Origin of the sequence: Meiothermus hypogaeus (assembly GCF_003574035.1) — a bacterium.
GTDB lineage: Bacteria > Deinococcota > Deinococci > Deinococcales > Thermaceae > Meiothermus > Meiothermus hypogaeus.
In genome coordinates this window covers 1-17,638 of the sequence record NZ_QWKY01000030.1, presented here as the reverse complement: position 1 = coordinate 17,638, position 17,638 = coordinate 1, and the positions used below count along the sequence as shown (strand labels likewise).

Genomic DNA, 17,638 nt, shown 5'->3' with positions numbered 1-17,638 from the left:
GGTATCAGACCTGGAATACACCCACTCGCATCTGCTCCCGGGTGGGATTCAAGGCGCAGACCTCAAGGCTGCGGATCAAGCGTTCGCGGGTCTCGTGGGGGAAAATAATCTCGTCGACCCACAGACGGGCCGCCGCATAGCGCGGGTCCAGGGTTTCCTCGTAGCGGCCCTTGATGCGCTCGTAGAGTTCGACCAGGTCTTCCTCGGTGGGCTTACGCCCCTCGCGCTCGAGCTTGGCCAGCTCGATTTCCATCAGGGTCTTGGCCGCTGCATTGCCGCTCATCACGGCGTACTTGGCCGAGGGCCAGGCGTAGATGAAACGGGGGCCGTATGCCTTGCCGGCCATGGCGTAATTGCCTGCGCCAAACGAGCCCCCGGTAATAAGGGTAATCTTGGGCACCACCGAGTTGGAAACTGCATTCACCAGCTTGGCCCCCCGCCGGATGATGCCCTGCTGCTCGGACTCCTTGCCCACCATAAAGCCGGTTACGTCCATCAGAAACAACAGGGGAATGAAGCGCTGGTTGACCTCCAGGATGAACCGGGCGGCCTTGTCGGCGGCCTCGGCATAGATAACCCCACCCACCTCAATCTTTCCGGGCTTCTTGATAATCAGGCGCTGGTTGGCCACAATTCCCACCGGGAACCCCCCCAGCCGGGCATACCCGCAAACCAGGGTCTGGCCATAGTGGGCCTTGTACTCGTGAAACTCCGAGCCATCGACCAACCGGGCTATCACCTCGTTTACGTCGTAGGGTTTGGTGCCATCCGGCGAAACCAGACCATACAGGTCTTCGGGCGGGTGAAAAGGCTCCAGCTCGCTCTTGCGCTCGGTTGCCCAAGGGGCCAAAGCCGGCCGGGCGTATAGCGACGCCAGCGTGCGTATCCGGGCAATGGCTGCAGCATCGTCAGGTTCATAGAAGTCTACCGTACCCGAGACTACGGCGTGCATCCGCGCACCACCCAGCTCCTCCGAACTCACCTCCTGCCCAATGGCCGCTTTGACCAGGGCCGGGCCGGCCAGGTAAAGCCCCGAGCCCTCGGTCATGATAAGGGCATCGGTCATCAGGGGCAGGTAAGCCCCCCCGGCCACACAGTTGCCCATGATGGCCGAGATTTGCGGAATGCCCATCCCGCTCATACGGGCATTCAGGTAAAAGATACGGCCAAAGTCGTCCTGGTCGGGGAAAACCTCGTCCTGTAAGGGCAAAAAGACCCCCGCCGAGTCCACCAGATACACCGTGGGCAGGTGGTTCTCCAGGGCAATGGTCTGGGCTCTGATTACCTTTTTGGCCGTGATGGGGAAAAAAGCCCCCGCCTTCACGGTGGCGTCGTTGGCGATGATCATCCAGTCCCGACCAGCAATTTTGCCGATGGTCGTAACCACCCCACCCCCGGGCGCCCCTCCCCAGTCGGCGTACATGTGCCAGCCAGCGTAGCCCAGAATTTCCTCCGATTCGGTATCCGGGTCTATCAGCGCCGCAATGCGCTCACGGGCGGTCAGCCGTCCCCTGGCGTGCTGGCGCTCTACAGCTTTTGCGCCCCCACCCTGACGAATCTGCTCGAGCGAGGTGCGGAAGTCGGCCATAAGCCGCACCCAGGCGTCCTTGTTCAGCTTAAAGGGAGAGGACTCCCGCTCCTTGGGGCTAATGTGGCTTTGAATCATGGCAAAAGTCTACCGTTTTTTTGTCGGTACGTTGTAATTCCGTCAGATATTGTGCGTGCAACACAGCCCTTCTCCTTCTAACACGCGGTATTATGCTTCCTCAGCAAGCCTTACCAGGGGTAGGTGAATCCAGAAACGAGCCCCGCCTTCTGGTTGGTTATCGGCACCCACACGGCCTCCATGGGCCTCTACCAGGGCCTTGACGATGGCCAGTCCGAGACCCGAGCCGCCGCTCTCGCGGGCCCTCGAGGGCTGTGCTCGGTAGAAACGCTCAAAGAGATGGGGCAGGTGCTCGGGCGCAATGCCCGGCCCGGTGTCGCAGACCTCGAGCACAGCGTTTTCTCCCTGGGAATGCAGTTTTACGGTAATACGTCCTCCCCTTGGGGTGTGGCGCAGGGCATTCTCCAGGAGGTTGAGCAGCACCTGCTGCAGCCGCTCGGGGTCAGCGTGGGTGGAGAGGGGCTTGGTGTTGACTTCTAATTGAACCCCAGCCGCCTCGGAGCGGGGCTGGAAATTAGCCACCAGATCGCTCAACAGGGTGTCCAGAGAAACCAGCCGGGGCCGTAGCACCAGCTGGCCGGTGTCGGAAAGCGATAAGGTGCGCAAGTCCTGCACCAACCGGGTCAGCAGGTCTACCTCGCCCACCAGGCGGCGCAGATTCTCAGACGAGGCCTCCAGCAAGCCGTCGGACATGGACTCGAGGTCGCCTTTCAGGATGGTCAGAGGGGTGCGCAATTCGTGGGCAATATCGGCGATCATCTGCCGTTCGCGCTCCTCTTTGGCCGCCAGCTCCGCAGCCACATCGTTGAAAGCCCGGCCCAGCTCGGCCAGCTCATCTGAGCCCGGTATGTTCACCCGCACACCACGCTCCCCCCGCCCAAAGCGTCGGGTCGCCTGGGTCAGGGTTTGTACTGGCTGCACCAGACGAAAGGCCAGGTAGGTTCCTACACCCAGGGCTACGGTCAGGGCCAGCAGGGCGGAGCGCCAACTGGAAGTCTGTAACTGTGACAGCAGTATCTGTCGCCCACGGCCCGGAACCCCACCGAGGGGTGTTTCTCCGCTACGGGCGGCCTCGCTGCCGGCCACAAAGCGTTGGAAGTGGCCTCGAGCCTCCTGGTAGCCCAGCCAACCAGTCAGGCCAGCGGCAAAAAAAGCCACCAGCGCGAAGGCTAAGGCCAGTCGAAGCACCAATTTCATCGCAATCTTCCTTTAGTCCACGCCGGGCTCCAGTCCACTCAAGCGATAGCCCACCCCACGCACGGTCTCGAGCTGCTCGCCACAGGCCCCCAGACGTTCCCGCAGGTTTTTGATGTGTACGTTGATGGTGCGCTCATCCGCGCCGGCGTCGCCGAGTGCGTCCATGATCTCGTTACGGGTAAAAGCCTTGCCGGGGTGGGCGGCCAGCGCGGCCAGCAGGCGCAGTTGCGTAGGGGTGAGGCTCAGGAGTTCCCCCCGGCAGCGGGCCTGAAAGGCCTCGAGGTCAATCTCCAACCTCCCCACCTGGTAATGCTGGGGAGTTCTGATCTGGCCCTTGCTGCGGCGCAGCACCGCCTTGACCCGCGCCACCACCTCCCGGGGGTTGAAGGGCTTGACGATGTAGTCGTCTGCGCCGAGTTCCAGGCCCAGAAGCCGATCCAGATCCTCGGCCCTGGCGGTGACCATCAGGATGGGCACGTCCGACTCGCGGCGAATGCGCTTGGTCACCTCCAGGCCATCGATCTCGGGAATCATCAGGTCCATCAGGATCAGGTCCGGCTGGGCCACCCGCCAGAACTCGAGAGCACGTTTACCGTTTGCAGCCCGCTCGGTGCGAAAACCTTCGGCCCGCAGATACCGCTCGAGGACATCGGCGATGCGGGCCTCATCCTCCACAATCAGCACCAGCTCTCCAGCCATAGTCCCCCTCATGGTAAGGCCCTCCCCAAAGGGCAGAAGCCCCCTCATGGGGGCCTCCGCTCGAGGTGGAGACAAACCTAACGCCATCTGAGGCCTGGCCGCCCACCGCCCATCGGGCTACCGGGGCCCATGCCGCCCCACCGACCCTGCACGGGTTGGTTCTGGAAATTGGGGCCGCCCAGCCCACGCCCGTTCATCTGGCCCCACATCTGCGGTTCAACCTGCAGACGAACCTCTTGCATCTGGACTGGGGTCAGGCTTCCACCCTGCTGGGCCGCCGCCTTGAAAAAGTTGAGGTGCGCGACCAGCGAGGCCCGCTTGAGGTTCTCGAAAACCCGGGTCAGGTCGGGATAGTTCTGCACCGCTACCAGCAGTTTGTCGTACATGGCCACGTTATCCACCTCGGTCTGGGCTTCCTGTTCGGCAATGGTGGCCAGGTTGGACGGGAGGGCGATTTTACCCAGGTAGGGGTTGGCGGCGGGATAGGGCACGCCGTATTTCTCGAGTTGCCGTTGTAGGGCCTGGATGTGTTGCGCCTCAGAAGCCCGTATGCTCACGTAAGGTTCGATGGCCCCATACTTCTGAATCACCGCGTCGTAGGTGGCATAGGCAGCGTATTCCCCCACCGGCCCAGTCAGGGCCTCGAGCAGCGCTTCCCTGGCCTGCTCGCTCAAGGCTGCGTCTGGAGCGACCGGGCTCATGAAACCAAACCTCGGCTGGGCCAACCCCAGGGCCAGCGTGCCAAATAACAGAATGCCTAACACGATTTTCTTGGTCATAACCTGCATCTCCTTTCTTTACGGCCTAAGCCTAGTTCTAATCAGATTCAGCCGGGGCAAAGGCTCGGTAAATTTTCGATATAGCTCTGGCTTGAATCGCATTGGCTGATCAACTCGGCCCCAGCTCTCCGGCACATGCGTACTTCACAAGGAGCTGTCCCTGAAAAGCGCAGCCTGGGTTGGCTTATCCTGGCCAGCCCTATAACCCAAATCTGTCCGGCAAAAAAACCCCTCCAGAAAGGAGGGGCAGCTATGGGTCAGGAAGCGTCACCCTGGATCGGGAACACCTCACTCGGGGGTGGAGAGGGGTTGCCCCAAAATGATGGCGGCCAGCTCACTGGGCAGTTTGCCGCTGCGTCCCGACAGGGCCAGCAGGCTCTCGTCGGCTTTGGCGTTGATGCCCAGGTCGGCCAGCCGCTTCAGCGCCGTCTGCAACTCCACTTTGTTCTCTTCGGCCCACGACTGCACGGTGTACTTGCCATAGCCCCGCTTGGTGCTCACAGTGCTCGAAAGCGTGGGATCTGCCGGCGTGCTGGGGTTGGTTGGCGTGGTAGCGGTGGTTTCGGGGTGAACCACGGTTTCCTCAGGGATGAAGTAGCCCGCGGTGCGACCCCGATTTTCCCAGAAGCTGGACATGCTCTCACTGAGAGCCATCACCTGGCTAACCGGCGGCCAGTTGTACACGGAGCCCAGGGCAAAGAAAAGCACCACAGCCAGGGCGGCCAGCAACTCCCGCTTGAAAGCGAAAGCCCTGGTGGTATGGTTCTTCAGATAGGAAAGAATGGGCTTCCAGTTCAAGAAAATATGCGTCGCAAGAATGGGAATCCAGAGCAGGCCAAACACAGTATGAATGGCTTCCCACTGGGTTTTGGTAAGCCAGAGCAGTTCCCAGCTCATGGTCTGGGCCACCCGGCCCGATGGGGCCAGATACAAGGCCACCCCTGAAGCGACCTCGAGCAACACCGAACCAATCAGGAACAAAGAGATGAAGTTGCGGATGTAGAACTTATGTTTGCGCGCCTGGGGAGTGTGGATTTTCTTTGTCATCTTGACCACCTCGAGACCTAGTGTGCTGCTCGAGCGGTTAAGTGTGGGCAAAGCATTTGTAAACATTTGATATACATGAGAGCCTGGCCCCTATTGCTTGTTAGCAATTTGTTACCTGCCTCCTTCAGGCTGTGCTTTGGAGGATATGCGTATGAAAAGTCTCAAGCGTCTTTCTCTACTGTTCGGCTCTCTTCTGGCATTGGCTGCATTGGCCTGGGCCTCCCCGTACGAAGGGGCAACCTACCAGGAAATTAAGGGTCGTGTCGAAGCCATCAACTGGCAGGCCGGATACATGGTGGTCAATGGGCAGAAGCTGGCCCTGTCCAGCATGGTTCAGTACGAGTACGGGCGTCCGATGGTGGGCAGCTATGTAGAGGTCAAGGTTCGCGGCCAACAAGGCCAGCAGGTGGTGTACAAGGTAGAGATGAAAACCCGCTCAGGAAAAGAAATTCGCACCCTCGAGCGCTCTCGGGTGGGCAAGGGCAACTAAAGCCGATTGGTTTGTGCCGGGTACAGGGCCCACTGTGCCCGGCACAGCCCAGGCGCGCTTTACCAGGAACAGGTATTTGCAAGGCACACAGCTCGAGCATGGGACTTTTTTCGCCGTTTGCATGGCTACAGTAGGAGATGATGCGCATCTTGCTGGTAGAGGACGAGGAAGACCTGGCCGCAGCACTGCAAGCACTGTTGCTGCAAGAGCGCTATCAGGTCGATTGGGCCAGAAATCTTCAAGAAGCCTACGATAAGCTGGTAGATGCCGAACCCGATTTGCTGGTTCTGGACATCATGTTGCCCGAGGGCGAGGACGCGGGCTTTCAGCTGGCCTTGGAGCTACGCCAGACAGGCTATCAGAGACCCATTCTCTTCCTCACTGCCCGCGACACCCTGGAGGATCGGGTACAGGGTCTGGATTTGGGGGGCGATGATTACCTGACCAAACCTTTCGATGTGCCCGAGCTCATGGCCAGAATACGCGCCCTGCTGCGGCGAGACGGGCAAACCAAACAGAGTGTTCTGGAGCGCGGCCCCTTGCGCATCGACTTTGCCAACCGCAGGGTTTACTGGCATCACCATGAGGTCATACTTTCGGAGAAAGAATTTGCGCTTTTAGAGATTCTGGCCCTCAGTCCAGACCGGGTGTTCACCGTGCTCGAGCTTCTAGACCGGGTCTTTCCCGATGCCAGCTCTGGACACCACGCCCTGCGGATGTACGTCTCAAGGATACGGGAGAAGCTGGCCCCTGAGGTTATCGTGACTGTACCGGGAGGGTATCGCCTTGGGCTTTCGTGAGCAGCTGCTTTTGGCCTTGCTGACGCTCGCCCTGGCCGTAGCAGGGCTTCAGTTGGCCCTGGGTTACTGGAGTTTTCGCGCCTCCTTAGATCGCGACCTCCAGGGCGACTTAGGCAAGTACGCGGTGCTGGTTGAAGGCGCCCTTAACCTCGAGGGCCCCGAACCCACCCTCAACCCGGCCAACTTACCGATCTCTGCGGAGCTCCAGGGGCGTTTTCGTCTCCTGAGAGATAATCGACTGATTTTGGAAGGTGGAGGCCCGTTTCCCGACAACGACCCGGCCTGGCTAACCTACCGCAAACCACTGCCTGGAGCATATGAACTGGACGTAGCGCTCAACCAGGTTGACCATAACCGGGCCCTGCGGGAGTATTTACACACCGGATGGCTTACCCTGTTGCTTTCTGGGGTACTGGCCATGGCCATGGCCTGGCTGCTACAGGGCATGTTGATCCGCCCCCTGGTGCGCCTCGAGCGGGCGAGTGAGTCCCTGGCCGAGCAGCGTTTTCCAAGCCCTTTGCCCGAAGGTAAACCCGACGAGATTGGTCGTCTGACCCGCAGCTTCAACCGCATGGTTCACAAGGTTCGCCTGGCTTTCGAGCGCGAGCGTAGCTTTACCCGGTATGCCTCCCACGAGCTACGCAATCCGCTGGCAACCCTTAAGGCCACTGCCTCAGCGGTACGCAGCGGGGCCATGCGTCCAGAAGATTTGCTACCCGTGCTCGATAGAAACCTCGAGCGTCTGGATCGTACCCTCACAGGCTTGCTGACTTTGGTTCGAGGACCCGGAGAGCGCAGTCAGATCGAGGTTTTGGAGTTCCTGCAACAGCTTTTACAGCGGCTTCCGACCCCAGCCCAGCAGCGAATTCATCTGGAGGTCGAGCCTGCCACCCTCCGGGCTCCCAGGGAGGCCCTCGAGGCAGCCATCGGCAACCTGCTCGACAATGCCCTCAAGTTTAGCAGCGGGCGCGTCTGGCTACGTTTTGAGGCCTCCGATCCCCCGCGTCTAATTGTGCGAGATGAGGGGCCAGGGGTTCCAGCAGAGGCCCTCGAGCGCCTGGGCGAACCGTTTTACCGGCCCAACAACCAACGCGATGGCCTAGGCCTGGGGCTGGCGTTTGTGCGCCAGGTTGCGGAGGCCATTGGGGGGCGTCTGGAGATTTGCAACCATCCCGAGGGCGGTCTGGAAGCCAGCCTGGTATTTTCAGGAGGACTCCATGCCTGAAGCAATTCGCACGCATATTCCACGCAACCCTACTGGGCCGGTATCCGCAAAAACCGGGCTCGAGGAGGCATGTAATGGCAGGAAACCGGACAGGTTGCTGGGCCGCCGCACGGTGCTGGCACTTCTAATCCTCTCAACAGCCAGCGCGTGGGCTCAGGGGGGCAAAGACAGCGATAGGAAGCGCGAGAAAGGCAATGAAAAAGATCGCAAGCCAGAGCCCCGGCGCGAGGACGAACGCGGCCATACCCTCTACGCCGAAATTAATCTTGCCAAAGACGGCATTGTTGGCCTGAGTGCGGGTCGGTTGGAAACCACCTCACCCTGGGCGGCCTACCTGGCCCCTGGGATGTGGGTCAAAGCCCAGGGCGGATGGGAGAACGGTATTTTCTACGCCCGAAGCCTCGAGGTGACCCACCCCACTTTCTTCAGCTACTACAGGGGCCCCGGCGAACTGCTGGGCCTGGGTGCTGGCTGGGTAGAGGTCTGGCACACCGGTGCTAGCGAGTTAGGCGCTGTACAACGGTTTGCATTACGGTCGGTTACGCCGGGCAGCGAGCCCTTGTTGCTGGCACACAGCTCCAACAGGCGATGGATAGCCTTGCCTGCGGGCCTGAGCCCTATAGCTCCTCCCGGCCAGGGCTGGTACCTGCTAAGAGGTGAGGCACAGGGCTCAAGCATTCGCTGGAAAAGCGCACAGCCCTTCCCATAAAGAAGCACAAAAACTGTCCAGACGAGCAATTCAGGCCAGAGTGCAATGTTGCATCTCGCTACTGGTGAGTGTTTCTGCCCGTGTTTTGTGCAAAAGACGCAAGGGCCGGAAGCACGTCGCATAGAGCGCTCTTCACATATAGCGAGCCTCTCGAGAATTAAGAATCCTCTTTCCCAGACAGAACAGTTGCCGCCCGGATGGGCGGCAACGTCTGTGAAGGGCGCGATATGGCCCCCTCACAGACCTTCCCAGAGCAACACCCTGTTACCTCTTTGTTACCCGCTTTGCCTAACTTGGGAAATGGAGGTGAACAGCCATGAAAACCAAGTATGCTGGAATCCTGGCTTATGGTCTTCTGGGAATCCTGGCAGCCTGTGGCACGGGGGTACCCAATTCACCGGTGGTTTCCCTGAGTGGTGTCGTGGAGGGCAGTGAGGCTCAACTCACCCTACAGGGCTTGCCCATCGATGCCAGTATGGCCACCATCACCCTGGATGGCGAAAGCACAACTATCAAATCCCTTCAGCCGGGGGTGCTACTGAGTGGAACCGCGGAGCGTGACCGGGATCGTATCCGTTTGCACACCGTGGAAATCCAGTATCGGGCCAAGGGCGTAATTGATGATGTGAGTCTTAGCGAAAGCTACGTGGACGTGGTGGGCATCAGGGCACGGGTGAACGCCCTCACCAACCTGTACGAGGAGAATCCCGATGGCAGCTTTACCAAGCTCACCCTAGCCGACCTCGAGGCGGGCGACTACATCAACGTGACCGGTGTGCCCCAGACCGACGATTCGATCCTGGCCACCCGCATCGAGAAAAAGTTGATCCAGCCCACCAACCCCGACTACAACAAAGTGGCCTTGCGGGTCAATGTACGTGAGCTGGACAAGATGGCCTACACCTTTACCTACGGTCTTCGCACCTATCGCGTGGACTACAAGAACGCCAGCCTACAAGGAGCCTTGGAACCAGATGTGCTGGTACGGGTACAGGGTGTTCGTTCTGGAAGCAGCATTCTGGCCAGCAAGGTGCAGGTGATGGAAGCCTGGCCCACCTTGCAACCGGGGGCTCGAGTGGAGCTAGGTGGCCCCATCGGCAACCTAGATGAAACCGGCAAGAGCTTTGTCCTGATGGGCTTTAGCGTGAACTACACCACCGCCCAGGTCACTGGGACACTCAAGAACGGTGTTTGGGTCAAGGTCGAGGGCACGCTGGGCACGAACAGGGTTGTACAAGCCAGTAAAGTGGAGGTTCGCTATGAGCATGGCGGCTCCGGGCGGTATAACGGCCAGCTCGAGGGGCCCGTCAGTGCGGTAGACCCGGCTCAGCTTACCCTGCGCATCCAGAACCGCACCTTCTGGGCCGATCAGAACACCCTGGTGCTGCGCAACCAGACCCAGGCACGCTTTAGCGATATCCGAGCGGGGGACTGGGCCGAGGTTAGCTTTGACACCACTCGAGCAGATGGGGCGGGGAACGCCTATGCAGCGCGTGTCCAGCTCAAGCAAAATGCCCCCAACGAACAACTGGAGCTCAAGGGAATTATCGCTGACTTCAACACTACTATCCGTACTTTTAGCATCAATGGCGTGCCGGTAGCGGTGATCGATACCACCAAATACGAGATTGGCGACCTTTTGGTGACGGCTGATGAGTTCTGGAATACCGATCGCACCGGTGCCCTGGCCGAGCTTAAGGGCGTGCTCAAAGGCAGTGTTTTTGAGGCTCACAAGGTCGAACTGGAATGAGTATGGCTTTAGTGAGCAACCAGCATGGGTTTGGCCCCCAGCCATTTGCTGGGTGGCCTCTTTTGCAGGTGCTCACCCAGTTGTCCCCTTGTACAACCGCACAAACCTGACATCCACCTTCAAACCGCTTCACCCAAGGAGGTACACGATGAAGATTGCGACCCTCAAACCCACCGTCTGGCTACTCCTGGCGCTACTGACAGCTCCAGTGCTGTCGGCCCTGGCATCTTCCGATGACAAAGCCTATAACCTGAAACTCGAGGGCACCGTTTCGCAGTTCAACACCAGCACCAAAACCTTTGTTCTAGGTGGATACACCATTCGCGTTAACGCGCAAACCCGCTATGAATATAGCGACAGCCAGCCCATGAGTAGCAATTTGTTCTGGAGCACCAACCGCAACGGGAGTCGGGTAGAAGTCAAGGCGAATCGCAGCGGAAATCTTGTAACTGCGGTCAAAATTGAGCTCAAGTCCCGCAGATAGCTCCGTCTGAACAGCAACCGAACATTCGTCGGTTGAGCCGTGCAGAAACCCCAGCAAACTAAATGCTACAAATCTACCGTCCTCAAGGGCGTTTTTGTGGGACGTTTACCAAACGTTAACCACATCTTCTTTCCACCTTTATCAGATTAATCGGAGCCTATTTTTGTGCCTGTGAACACCCAACGCTGGTGTCTCTAGGCACCAAGCACAGGAGGTATAGCCATGCGTACCTTGCATACTCTCTGGAATGCTGCTTTGGCTTTGGTAGGGGCGCTTCTGATAACCGTCGGTGTGGCCCAAACCGACGATGTCAGCAAAATCCAGGCAGCCCGGACCGCCACCGAGCCGGTTTTCGAGCTCGGGCGCTACTTGAGTGATATACAGACCCTGGAGGAAAAGTACCCTAAGCTAGCCCTCAGCAAAGAACAAGCCAAGCAGCTTCTGCCGATTCTCCAGGAAATCAAAGCCACTAAACGCCTGACCCCCGAGTTAGCCAAAAGATTGCTACCCAAAGTTCAAGGCATCCTCAACGCCACACAACGCAGCCAGGTAGCACAAATCGCCAGCCAGCGTGCTCCGGGCAGCGAGGGCGGTGCCCCAGGGGCCAACCGTGCACAGTTTCTAAGCTACGCAGAAGGCGGCGCCTTTAATCCACTGACAAACCCCCAAACTGCGCTGGGGCAGGATTTTGCCAAACTCCTGGCGACCATGGAAAAGCGTATTCGTTAAAGCCGGTAATGCCTGAGTAATCTTCCCTATCCAAGCTATGGTTGGAGGTAAGTTATGAAAGGGAACCCTAAAGTTCTGGAAGCTTTGAATGAGCGCCTCTCTGAAGAACTGGCAGCCATCAATCAGTACATGGTTCATGCCGAAATGGCCGAGAACTGGGGCTACAGCAAGCTGCACGAGGAACTGGAAAAAATAGCTCGTACCGAGATGCGTCATGCTGAGGCTCTGATTGGCCGGGTTATCTTTCTGGAGGGCCACCCCGAGGTGAGCAAGCTGGCGCCTATCAAAATTGGCAAAACCGTCCAGGAAATCGTCATCAACGACCACGCCGGCGAAGCCGATGCCGTGCGGGCCTACAACGAGGTGATCCGACTAGCTACCGAAGCCGGAGACAACGGAACCCGCGAGCTGATTGAGGGCATCCTCAAAGATGAAGAGGGGCATGTGGACTGGGGCGAGCAGCAGTCGGACCAGATCAAGCAGATGGGTCTGGAGAATTACCTGGCCACCAAGGTTTGAGGTGTGAGTGGGTCTGACGGGCTTGCTCAAACTGCATGGAGGTTTTGCTTGTGAAGCGCATAATTTTGTGGTTTTTTGGGGGCTTGGCCCTGGTGCTGCTGGCCATGCAAATGGTTCCCTATGGCCGTGACCACCATAATCCGCCAGTAGTGGCCGAACCTCCCTGGAATAGCCCTCAGACCCGTGAGCTCTTTGTTAGGGCCTGTGCTGATTGTCACAGCAACCAGACCCGCTGGCCCTGGTACAGCCACATCGCTCCCGTCTCCTGGCTGGTTCAGCACGATGTGGAGGAGGGACGCAGCAAGCTCAATCTGTCCCTGTGGGGCAGTGCCAAACAGGAGCTAGACGATATACCCGAAGTCATTCGAGAGGGTAGCATGCCCCCACGAATTTACCTGCCCACCCATCCCCAGGCCCGGCTTTCCGCCTCTGAAAAGGAGGCGCTGATACAGGGGTTGGTTCTTAGCCTGGGTATCAATGAAGAGGGAGAGGGGAAAGAACACGATTGATGCGGACTTCACGGTATTTGTAGGCAAAAGTATTTAAAAAGTTGTTCGAAAAATGACCCCCAACTCTCGCAGGGCCCGGGGTTCCGATGTGGCGTATGATTGAAACATCTATGCGCCAACGACTGGTAGCCGGAAACTGGAAAATGTACAAAACCCCCTCTGAGGCCCGCCACTGGTTTCGGGAGCTGATTGACCAACTGCCATCCACCCAGGCTGAGCCGGCCCTGCTGGTGCCTTTCACCCATATACCTTATGCCTCGGAAGTTCTGGAGGGCCACGGGGTCTCCTGGGGCGCCCAGGACGTTTCGGCCCACAGCGAAGGGGCCTTCACCGGCGAGGTTTCGGCCAAAATGCTGGCTGATCTGGCCTGCAAGTATGCCATTGTGGGGCACTCCGAGCGACGTAGTTACCATGCCGAGTCCGATGCTCTGGTCGCCCAAAAGGCCCAGCGCCTCCTTGAGCACGACATCACACCGATTCTTTGTGTGGGTGAGCCCCTGGAAGTACGGGAAGCCGGCAATCACGTCGAATACACCCTCAAGCAACTGGAGGGCAGCTTACAGGGGGTGCAGCCCCCCTCGGCCTCGCATCTGGTGATTGCCTACGAGCCGGTCTGGGCTATTGGCACCGGCAAAACCGCCACCCCCGAGGATGCCGAGGCTATGCACCGTACCATTCGCGGCTGGCTGATAGCCCACTACGGTTCGAGTTTTGCGGAGCAGTTGCGTATCCTCTATGGGGGCTCGGTCAAGCCCGAGAACGCCGCTGCCCTATTCTCCCAGCCTAACATTGACGGCGGACTGGTGGGGGGTGCGAGTTTGAAGCTGGGGGACTATCTTAAGCTGCTCACGGCTTGATGGGAGGGATTATGCGCGTGTGGATATTGTGGGTGTTGCTTGCTTCCTTTGCGAGCTTTGAAAGCTTGGCCCAGCCGGCGGATGTGGTGCAACGAACCTACCGCTGCACTGGCGGGGTGCAGATACGGGCCGTCTATCAGAATAACTTCGACCGGGTAGGGGTGGTCTTCAATAACCAGACCTACGGGCCCTTGTTCCAGGTAGAGGCAGCCTCTGGGGTCAAGTATTCCGACGGTCGGGCTTCCTGGTGGACCAAAGGCAGCGGGGCTTCTGAAGAGGCTTTCCTGATGAGCGAGCGTACTGGAAAGATTCTGGCCCAGGGCTGCAAGCCCGTGCGCTAAAGCTTTCGGACAACCGGGTCGAACCCACCCGTGCCTGAGGGCCCTTATCGAGCACCTGTTCCTTACGGTAGACTCTTTTTGCATGGCCAACCTCCACCCCCGCACCCAGCTTTCTAAGGAGAGCGTCTTCTCTCACATGAGCCGCCTGGCTGTCCAGCACGGGGCCATCAACCTGGGACAGGGTTTTCCCTCCAATCCGCCGCCTGCGTTTTTGCAGGAGGCGGCCCGTCGGGGCATCGGCACCTTTGACCAGTACACCCCGCCCATCGGCCTGCCCCGCTTGCGCGAGGCCGTGGCCGAAGACCTGGGCGTTGCCCCCGAGGACGTGGTTATTACCGCAGGCGGTACCGAGGCCCTGCACGCGCTGGCCGAATCGCTGTATGGCCCTGGGGATGAAGTGGTGATGCTCGAGCCCTACTTCGACGTTTACATACCCCAGGCCCGCATTGCCGGTGCAGAGCCTGTTATGGTGCCGATGCGCCTCACCGACCGCTGGGAAGTGGATTTACCGGCGCTGGAACGGGCCATTACGGTTCGCACCCAGGCCCTTCTGCTCACCAACCCCTACAACCCCACCGGCTCGGTCTTTTCCCGCACCGAGGCCGAGCAGATTGTGGCCCTGGCCCGACAGCACGACCTCTGGATCATCAGCGATGAGGTCTACGACGAGCTTTACTTTGTAGAGCCACCCATTCGGTTCCGCGAGCTTGCACCCGAGCGGGTCTTCACGGTGGGCTCGGCGGGCAAGCGCCTCGAGGCCACCGGCTGGCGCATCGGCTGGATTGTGACCCCGCCCGGCCTGGCCCAACAGGTAGCCGGCATGCGGCAGTGGAGCAGCTTTTGCTCGGCGGCCCCCCTTCAGGCCGCCGTGGCCGAGGCCCTGCCCATCGCCCGTCAAGAGGGACTCTACCAGCAGCTTCGCGAGAGCTACGGCCGTCGCAAGGACTTGCTCGAGCAAGGCTTGCGCTCACTGGGCCTCAAAACTTTCTCCCCTGCTGGAACCTACTTCCTGACGGCGCTCCTGCCCGAGCTCGACGCCGAAACCCTGGTGCGCGAGGGTGGGGTCGCGATAATTTCCGGGTCGGCGTTTTACATCCAGAACCCCGCACCGAAGGGCCTATTTCGCTTTGCTTTTTGCAAGACCGCTGAAGAAATCCAGCAAGCATTGGAGCGGCTCGAGGGCTATCTGAAAAAGGTGCACTCCTGAGCCTGTTCTCAGAACAACACTGCGCAGTGCCCTGCCGCAGGTCGCAACACAGAATACACTTCCGAATTGCACTTATTTTCACGATACAAAGCTTGTTAATTTTTTCTGCATGTATCGCAGATTGAACCCATACTGCTAACTCGAGTTCGGCTAAACTGAGCAACGTGGACACAGTGCAATACCTCGACGATCACGGTAAACCGTTGCAGGACATACCCCTCAGCAATGAGGAGTTACTCATGGGCTACCGGGCCCTGCGCCGGGCCCGGCACTTCGACGAGCGGGCCCTGGTCTTGCAGCGGCAGGGGCGGCTCGGGGTGTATCCCCCCTTCCGGGGCCAGGAGGCGGCGCAGGTGGGGGTGGCCCTTTGCTTGAAGGCCGACCACGACTGGCTTCTGCCCAGCTACCGCGAAAGCGCCGCCGCCCTCACCTTTGGTATGCCCATCAGTAAGCTGATTCTGAGCTGGCGGGCCGACCCGGCAGGCTGGGGCGCACCCCCCAACGTGAACATGGTGCAGTTTTACATTCCCATCGCCACCCAGATTCCCCAGGCAGCGGGTGTGGCCCATGCCCAACAGCTTTTGGGTAAAGATGCCGTAGCGGCGGTCTTTATCGGCGATGGCGGCACCTCCGAGGGCGACTTCCACGAGGGGCTCAACTTTGCCTCGGTGTTTAATGCACCTTTGCTGGTGGTGGTACAAAACAACGGCTGGGCCATTAGCGTACCCACGCAAAAGCAAATGAAAGTGCAACGAATTGCCCTGAAGGCCCAGGGCTACGGAATACCAGGGGTCACGGTGGACGGCAACGACCTGGTGGCGGTCTGGAGCGTGGCCAGGGAAGCCGTGGAAAGGGCCCGCAGAGGCGAAGGTCCGACCCTGATCGAGGCCCTAACCTACCGGGTTGCGCCGCACACCTCCTCCGACGACCCCAGCCGTTACCGCACCGAGGAGGAAACCGAGCGCTGGCTGAAACGCGATCCTCTTCTGCGCATGAAAAACTGCCTTCTGCACCTGGGGCTCTGGAGCGAGGCACAGGAAGCTGAACTCACGGAGGAACTCGAGGCCGAGTTTCTATCGGCGGTAGAGGAGGCCGACCGGGCCCCCGAGCCCAAACCCTGGGAGATTGTGGAGCAGGTGTACCAGGAGATGCAACCCGACCAGCAAGCCGCCTGGAACTATCTACGGGGGGAAGCATGATTGCCGAGCGTGAAACCCGCGTTCTGAACAACGTACAGGCCATCAACGAAGCCCTGGATCTGGCCCTGGCCAAAGACCCCCGGGTGGTGGTTTTTGGTGAGGACGTGGGCACCATGGGCGGGGTTTTCCGGGCCTCCGATGGCTTGCAGCAAAAGTACGGAGATAAGCGGGTCTTCGATACCCCCCTGGCCGAGTCGGGCATTGTGGGCTTTGGGATTGGGCTGGCCATGTCGGGTTTACGCCCCGTGGCCGAGATTCAGTTTGCGGGCTTCTTGTACCCGGCCCTGGATCAGATTCTTTCGCACCTGGGGCGGATGCGCCACCGCACCCGAGGGCGCTTTACTGTCCCCATGGTGATACGGGCCCCCTATGGCGGGGGTGTGAAAACCCCCGAGCAACACGCCGATAGCCCGGAGGCCATCCTGGCGCATGTACCGGGGGTTAAGGTAGTGATTCCCTCCTCGCCTGAGCGGGCCAAAGGGCTGTTGCTCGCGGCCATCGAAGACCCCGACCCGGTGTTCTTCCTCGAGGCCATCAAGCTCTACCGCGGCGTGAAGGGCGAGGTGCCCGAGGGCTACTACACCCTGCCCCTGGGCAGGGCTCGAGTGGTGCGCGAAGGCAGCGCCGCCAGCCTCTTCTGCTACGGGGGCATGGTGGAGGTCTGCTTGAAGGCCGCCGAGGTGGCAGCCCGCGAGGGGGTGGAGCTGGAGGTGGTGGACCTCGAGACCCTGATACCCCTCGACACCCAGACCCTCCTGGCCTCGGTACAAAAAACCGGCCGTGCGGTGGTGGTTTACGAGGCCATGCGCACCGGCGGCTTTGGGGCCGAGATTGCCGCCCGCATCGCCGAAGAGGCCCTGGACTACCTGCAAGCCCCCATCGTGCGGGTGGCAGGCTGGGACGCCCCCTACCCCCCCTTCAGCGCGGTGGAAAACCACTACCGCCCCGACGCCAAACGGGTGCTCGAGGCGGTGCGCAAGGTACTGACCCACTGAGTTCGCAGAACCGCTTTAGTCTGCGTCTGGTCAAAATACTCGGTTCGCCTTCAGGCACCCCTCCAACCTCCCCTACGCTATTGGGGAGGCTTATGCTGCCTCGCGAACTGGGCTTCTATACCGGATTCAAAAAGACAGTTCACAAAGCCAAAAACACCAGAGGCTGTCTTTTTGAATCCTAGAGCACTCCCTTCGGTCGGGTTAGTTCGTCACCCTTTGGTGACGAACTGACCGAATCTGGTACTAGAGGTTGTTGGCGGAGCATAGGGGGTGCGGATTTCCAATCCGGAGGGATAGGTTTCTCAACAACAAGAGATTGACCCGCCCCTGAAAAGGTCGTCATAAAGAAGAACCGTGCCGAGAGTCCTTGCAAAGGATCCGGTCAGCACGGTACTTCTGTACGATGTTTGAAGACGTACAGTGTAGTTTATCGCGT

Annotated in this window: 19 protein-coding genes; 14 read left to right on the top strand and 5 right to left on the bottom strand. The window is 59.6% G+C overall.

Features of this window, described 5'->3' with window-relative positions; genetic code table 11:
* Positions 1-4: 4 nt before the first annotated feature.
* The 5 genes from Mhypo_RS09280 to Mhypo_RS09260 all read right to left on the bottom strand — a co-directional run bounded on the left by Mhypo_RS09280 (position 5) and on the right by Mhypo_RS09260 (position 5,388).
* A complete protein-coding gene (locus tag Mhypo_RS09280) occupies positions 5-1,666 on the bottom strand; it encodes an acyl-CoA carboxylase subunit beta (protein ID WP_119341019.1) in 1,662 nt (553 codons plus the stop codon).
* 90 nt (positions 1,667-1,756) lie between these two features.
* Positions 1,757-2,863 (bottom strand): sensor histidine kinase, encoded by a 1,107-nt coding sequence (locus Mhypo_RS09275; RefSeq protein WP_119341018.1) that lies wholly within the window; start codon positions 2,861-2,863, stop codon positions 1,757-1,759.
* Positions 2,864-2,875: 12 nt separating this feature from the next.
* On the bottom strand, positions 2,876-3,562 hold the full coding sequence (locus Mhypo_RS09270; RefSeq protein ID WP_119341017.1) for a response regulator: 687 nt from the start codon (positions 3,560-3,562) through the stop codon (positions 2,876-2,878).
* Between the two features lie 77 nt (positions 3,563-3,639).
* Positions 3,640-4,341 carry a ferritin-like domain-containing protein gene (locus tag Mhypo_RS09265; RefSeq protein WP_119341016.1) on the bottom strand — a complete coding sequence of 234 codons (702 nt, stop codon included), beginning with the start codon at positions 4,339-4,341 and terminating at the stop codon, positions 3,640-3,642.
* Between the two features lie 288 nt (positions 4,342-4,629).
* Positions 4,630-5,388 (bottom strand): DUF4405 domain-containing protein, encoded by a 759-nt coding sequence (locus tag Mhypo_RS09260; RefSeq protein WP_170148261.1) that lies wholly within the window; start codon positions 5,386-5,388, stop codon positions 4,630-4,632.
* A 151-nt stretch (positions 5,389-5,539) separates the two neighbouring features.
* Here Mhypo_RS09260 and Mhypo_RS09255 point away from each other — a divergent pair, with 151 nt between their 5' ends.
* The 14 genes from Mhypo_RS09255 (at position 5,540) to Mhypo_RS09190 (ending at position 17,202) form a co-directional block, all read left to right on the top strand.
* A complete protein-coding gene (locus Mhypo_RS09255) occupies positions 5,540-5,878 on the top strand; it encodes a hypothetical protein (protein ID WP_119341014.1) in 339 nt (112 codons plus the stop codon).
* A gap of 140 nt (positions 5,879-6,018) precedes the next feature.
* The gene (locus Mhypo_RS09250; RefSeq protein ID WP_119341035.1) at positions 6,019-6,678 is read left to right on the top strand and encodes a response regulator transcription factor; all 660 of its coding nucleotides are present in this window, start codon (positions 6,019-6,021) and stop codon (positions 6,676-6,678) included.
* The gene (locus Mhypo_RS09245) at positions 6,665-7,903 is read left to right on the top strand and encodes an ATP-binding protein (RefSeq protein ID WP_119341013.1); all 1,239 of its coding nucleotides are present in this window, start codon (positions 6,665-6,667) and stop codon (positions 7,901-7,903) included. The genes Mhypo_RS09250 and Mhypo_RS09245 overlap by 14 nt, the downstream gene beginning before the upstream one ends.
* Positions 7,896-8,612, top strand: a complete 717-nt coding sequence (locus tag Mhypo_RS09240; RefSeq protein WP_147075450.1) for a hypothetical protein — start codon at positions 7,896-7,898, stop codon at positions 8,610-8,612. Before Mhypo_RS09245 ends, Mhypo_RS09240 begins: the two co-directional genes overlap by 8 nt.
* Positions 8,613-8,928: 316 nt before the next feature.
* Positions 8,929-10,362 carry a DUF5666 domain-containing protein gene (locus tag Mhypo_RS09235; RefSeq protein ID WP_119341011.1) on the top strand — a complete coding sequence of 478 codons (1,434 nt, stop codon included), beginning with the start codon at positions 8,929-8,931 and terminating at the stop codon, positions 10,360-10,362.
* 148 nt (positions 10,363-10,510) lie between these two features.
* Positions 10,511-10,846, top strand: coding sequence for a DUF5666 domain-containing protein (locus Mhypo_RS09230; RefSeq protein ID WP_119341010.1), 336 nt, complete (start codon positions 10,511-10,513; stop codon positions 10,844-10,846).
* A gap of 222 nt (positions 10,847-11,068) precedes the next feature.
* Positions 11,069-11,575: a hypothetical protein gene (locus Mhypo_RS09225; protein ID WP_119341009.1), complete on the top strand. Its 507-nt coding sequence runs from the start codon at positions 11,069-11,071 to the stop codon at positions 11,573-11,575.
* Between the two features lie 54 nt (positions 11,576-11,629).
* Complete coding sequence (gene bfr / locus Mhypo_RS09220) at positions 11,630-12,094, top strand: bacterioferritin (RefSeq protein ID WP_119341008.1); 465 nt, start codon at positions 11,630-11,632, stop codon at positions 12,092-12,094.
* A gap of 50 nt (positions 12,095-12,144) precedes the next feature.
* Positions 12,145-12,603 (top strand): heme-binding domain-containing protein, encoded by a 459-nt coding sequence (locus tag Mhypo_RS09215; RefSeq protein WP_240637176.1) that lies wholly within the window; start codon positions 12,145-12,147, stop codon positions 12,601-12,603.
* 110 nt (positions 12,604-12,713) lie between these two features.
* A complete protein-coding gene (gene tpiA, locus Mhypo_RS09210; RefSeq protein WP_119341006.1) occupies positions 12,714-13,460 on the top strand; it encodes a triose-phosphate isomerase in 747 nt (248 codons plus the stop codon).
* Positions 13,461-13,471: 11 nt separating this feature from the next.
* Complete coding sequence (locus tag Mhypo_RS09205) at positions 13,472-13,801, top strand: MliC family protein (protein WP_119341034.1); 330 nt, start codon at positions 13,472-13,474, stop codon at positions 13,799-13,801.
* A gap of 82 nt (positions 13,802-13,883) precedes the next feature.
* Entirely contained in the window at positions 13,884-15,008 is a 1,125-nt protein-coding gene (locus Mhypo_RS09200) for a pyridoxal phosphate-dependent aminotransferase (protein WP_119341005.1), read from the top strand.
* Positions 15,009-15,172: 164 nt separating this feature from the next.
* Entirely contained in the window at positions 15,173-16,207 is a 1,035-nt protein-coding gene (gene pdhA, locus Mhypo_RS09195; RefSeq protein ID WP_119341004.1) for a pyruvate dehydrogenase (acetyl-transferring) E1 component subunit alpha, read from the top strand.
* Entirely contained in the window at positions 16,204-17,202 is a 999-nt protein-coding gene (locus tag Mhypo_RS09190) for an alpha-ketoacid dehydrogenase subunit beta (protein WP_119341003.1), read from the top strand. The genes pdhA and Mhypo_RS09190 overlap by 4 nt, the downstream gene beginning before the upstream one ends.
* Positions 17,203-17,638 lie beyond the last annotated feature (436 nt).

Excerpts from the sequence above, each read along its gene's own strand:
- Mhypo_RS09200 (WP_119341005.1), top strand. The coding sequence starts at position 13,884 with ATGGCCAACCTCCACCCCCGCACCCAGCTTTCTAAGGAGAGCGTCTTC.
- Mhypo_RS09235 (WP_119341011.1), top strand. The coding sequence starts at position 8,929 with ATGAAAACCAAGTATGCTGGAATCCTGGCTTATGGTCTTCTGGGAATC.
- Mhypo_RS09230 (WP_119341010.1), top strand. The coding sequence starts at position 10,511 with ATGAAGATTGCGACCCTCAAACCCACCGTCTGGCTACTCCTGGCGCTA.
- Mhypo_RS09255 (WP_119341014.1), top strand. The coding sequence starts at position 5,540 with ATGAAAAGTCTCAAGCGTCTTTCTCTACTGTTCGGCTCTCTTCTGGCA.
- Mhypo_RS09265 (WP_119341016.1), bottom strand. The coding sequence starts at position 4,341 with ATGACCAAGAAAATCGTGTTAGGCATTCTGTTATTTGGCACGCTGGCC.
- Mhypo_RS09260 (WP_170148261.1), bottom strand. The coding sequence starts at position 5,388 with ATGACAAAGAAAATCCACACTCCCCAGGCGCGCAAACATAAGTTCTAC.
- Mhypo_RS09240 (WP_147075450.1), top strand. The coding sequence starts at position 7,896 with ATGCCTGAAGCAATTCGCACGCATATTCCACGCAACCCTACTGGGCCG.
- bfr (WP_119341008.1), top strand. The coding sequence starts at position 11,630 with ATGAAAGGGAACCCTAAAGTTCTGGAAGCTTTGAATGAGCGCCTCTCT.
- Mhypo_RS09250 (WP_119341035.1), top strand. The coding sequence starts at position 6,019 with ATGCGCATCTTGCTGGTAGAGGACGAGGAAGACCTGGCCGCAGCACTG.
- Mhypo_RS09275 (WP_119341018.1), bottom strand. The coding sequence starts at position 2,863 with ATGAAATTGGTGCTTCGACTGGCCTTAGCCTTCGCGCTGGTGGCTTTT.
- Mhypo_RS09280 (WP_119341019.1), bottom strand. The coding sequence starts at position 1,666 with ATGATTCAAAGCCACATTAGCCCCAAGGAGCGGGAGTCCTCTCCCTTT.
- tpiA (WP_119341006.1), top strand. The coding sequence starts at position 12,714 with ATGCGCCAACGACTGGTAGCCGGAAACTGGAAAATGTACAAAACCCCC.
- Mhypo_RS09225 (WP_119341009.1), top strand. The coding sequence starts at position 11,069 with ATGCGTACCTTGCATACTCTCTGGAATGCTGCTTTGGCTTTGGTAGGG.
- Mhypo_RS09270 (WP_119341017.1), bottom strand. The coding sequence starts at position 3,562 with ATGGCTGGAGAGCTGGTGCTGATTGTGGAGGATGAGGCCCGCATCGCC.
- Mhypo_RS09205 (WP_119341034.1), top strand. The coding sequence starts at position 13,472 with ATGCGCGTGTGGATATTGTGGGTGTTGCTTGCTTCCTTTGCGAGCTTT.
- Mhypo_RS09190 (WP_119341003.1), top strand. The coding sequence starts at position 16,204 with ATGATTGCCGAGCGTGAAACCCGCGTTCTGAACAACGTACAGGCCATC.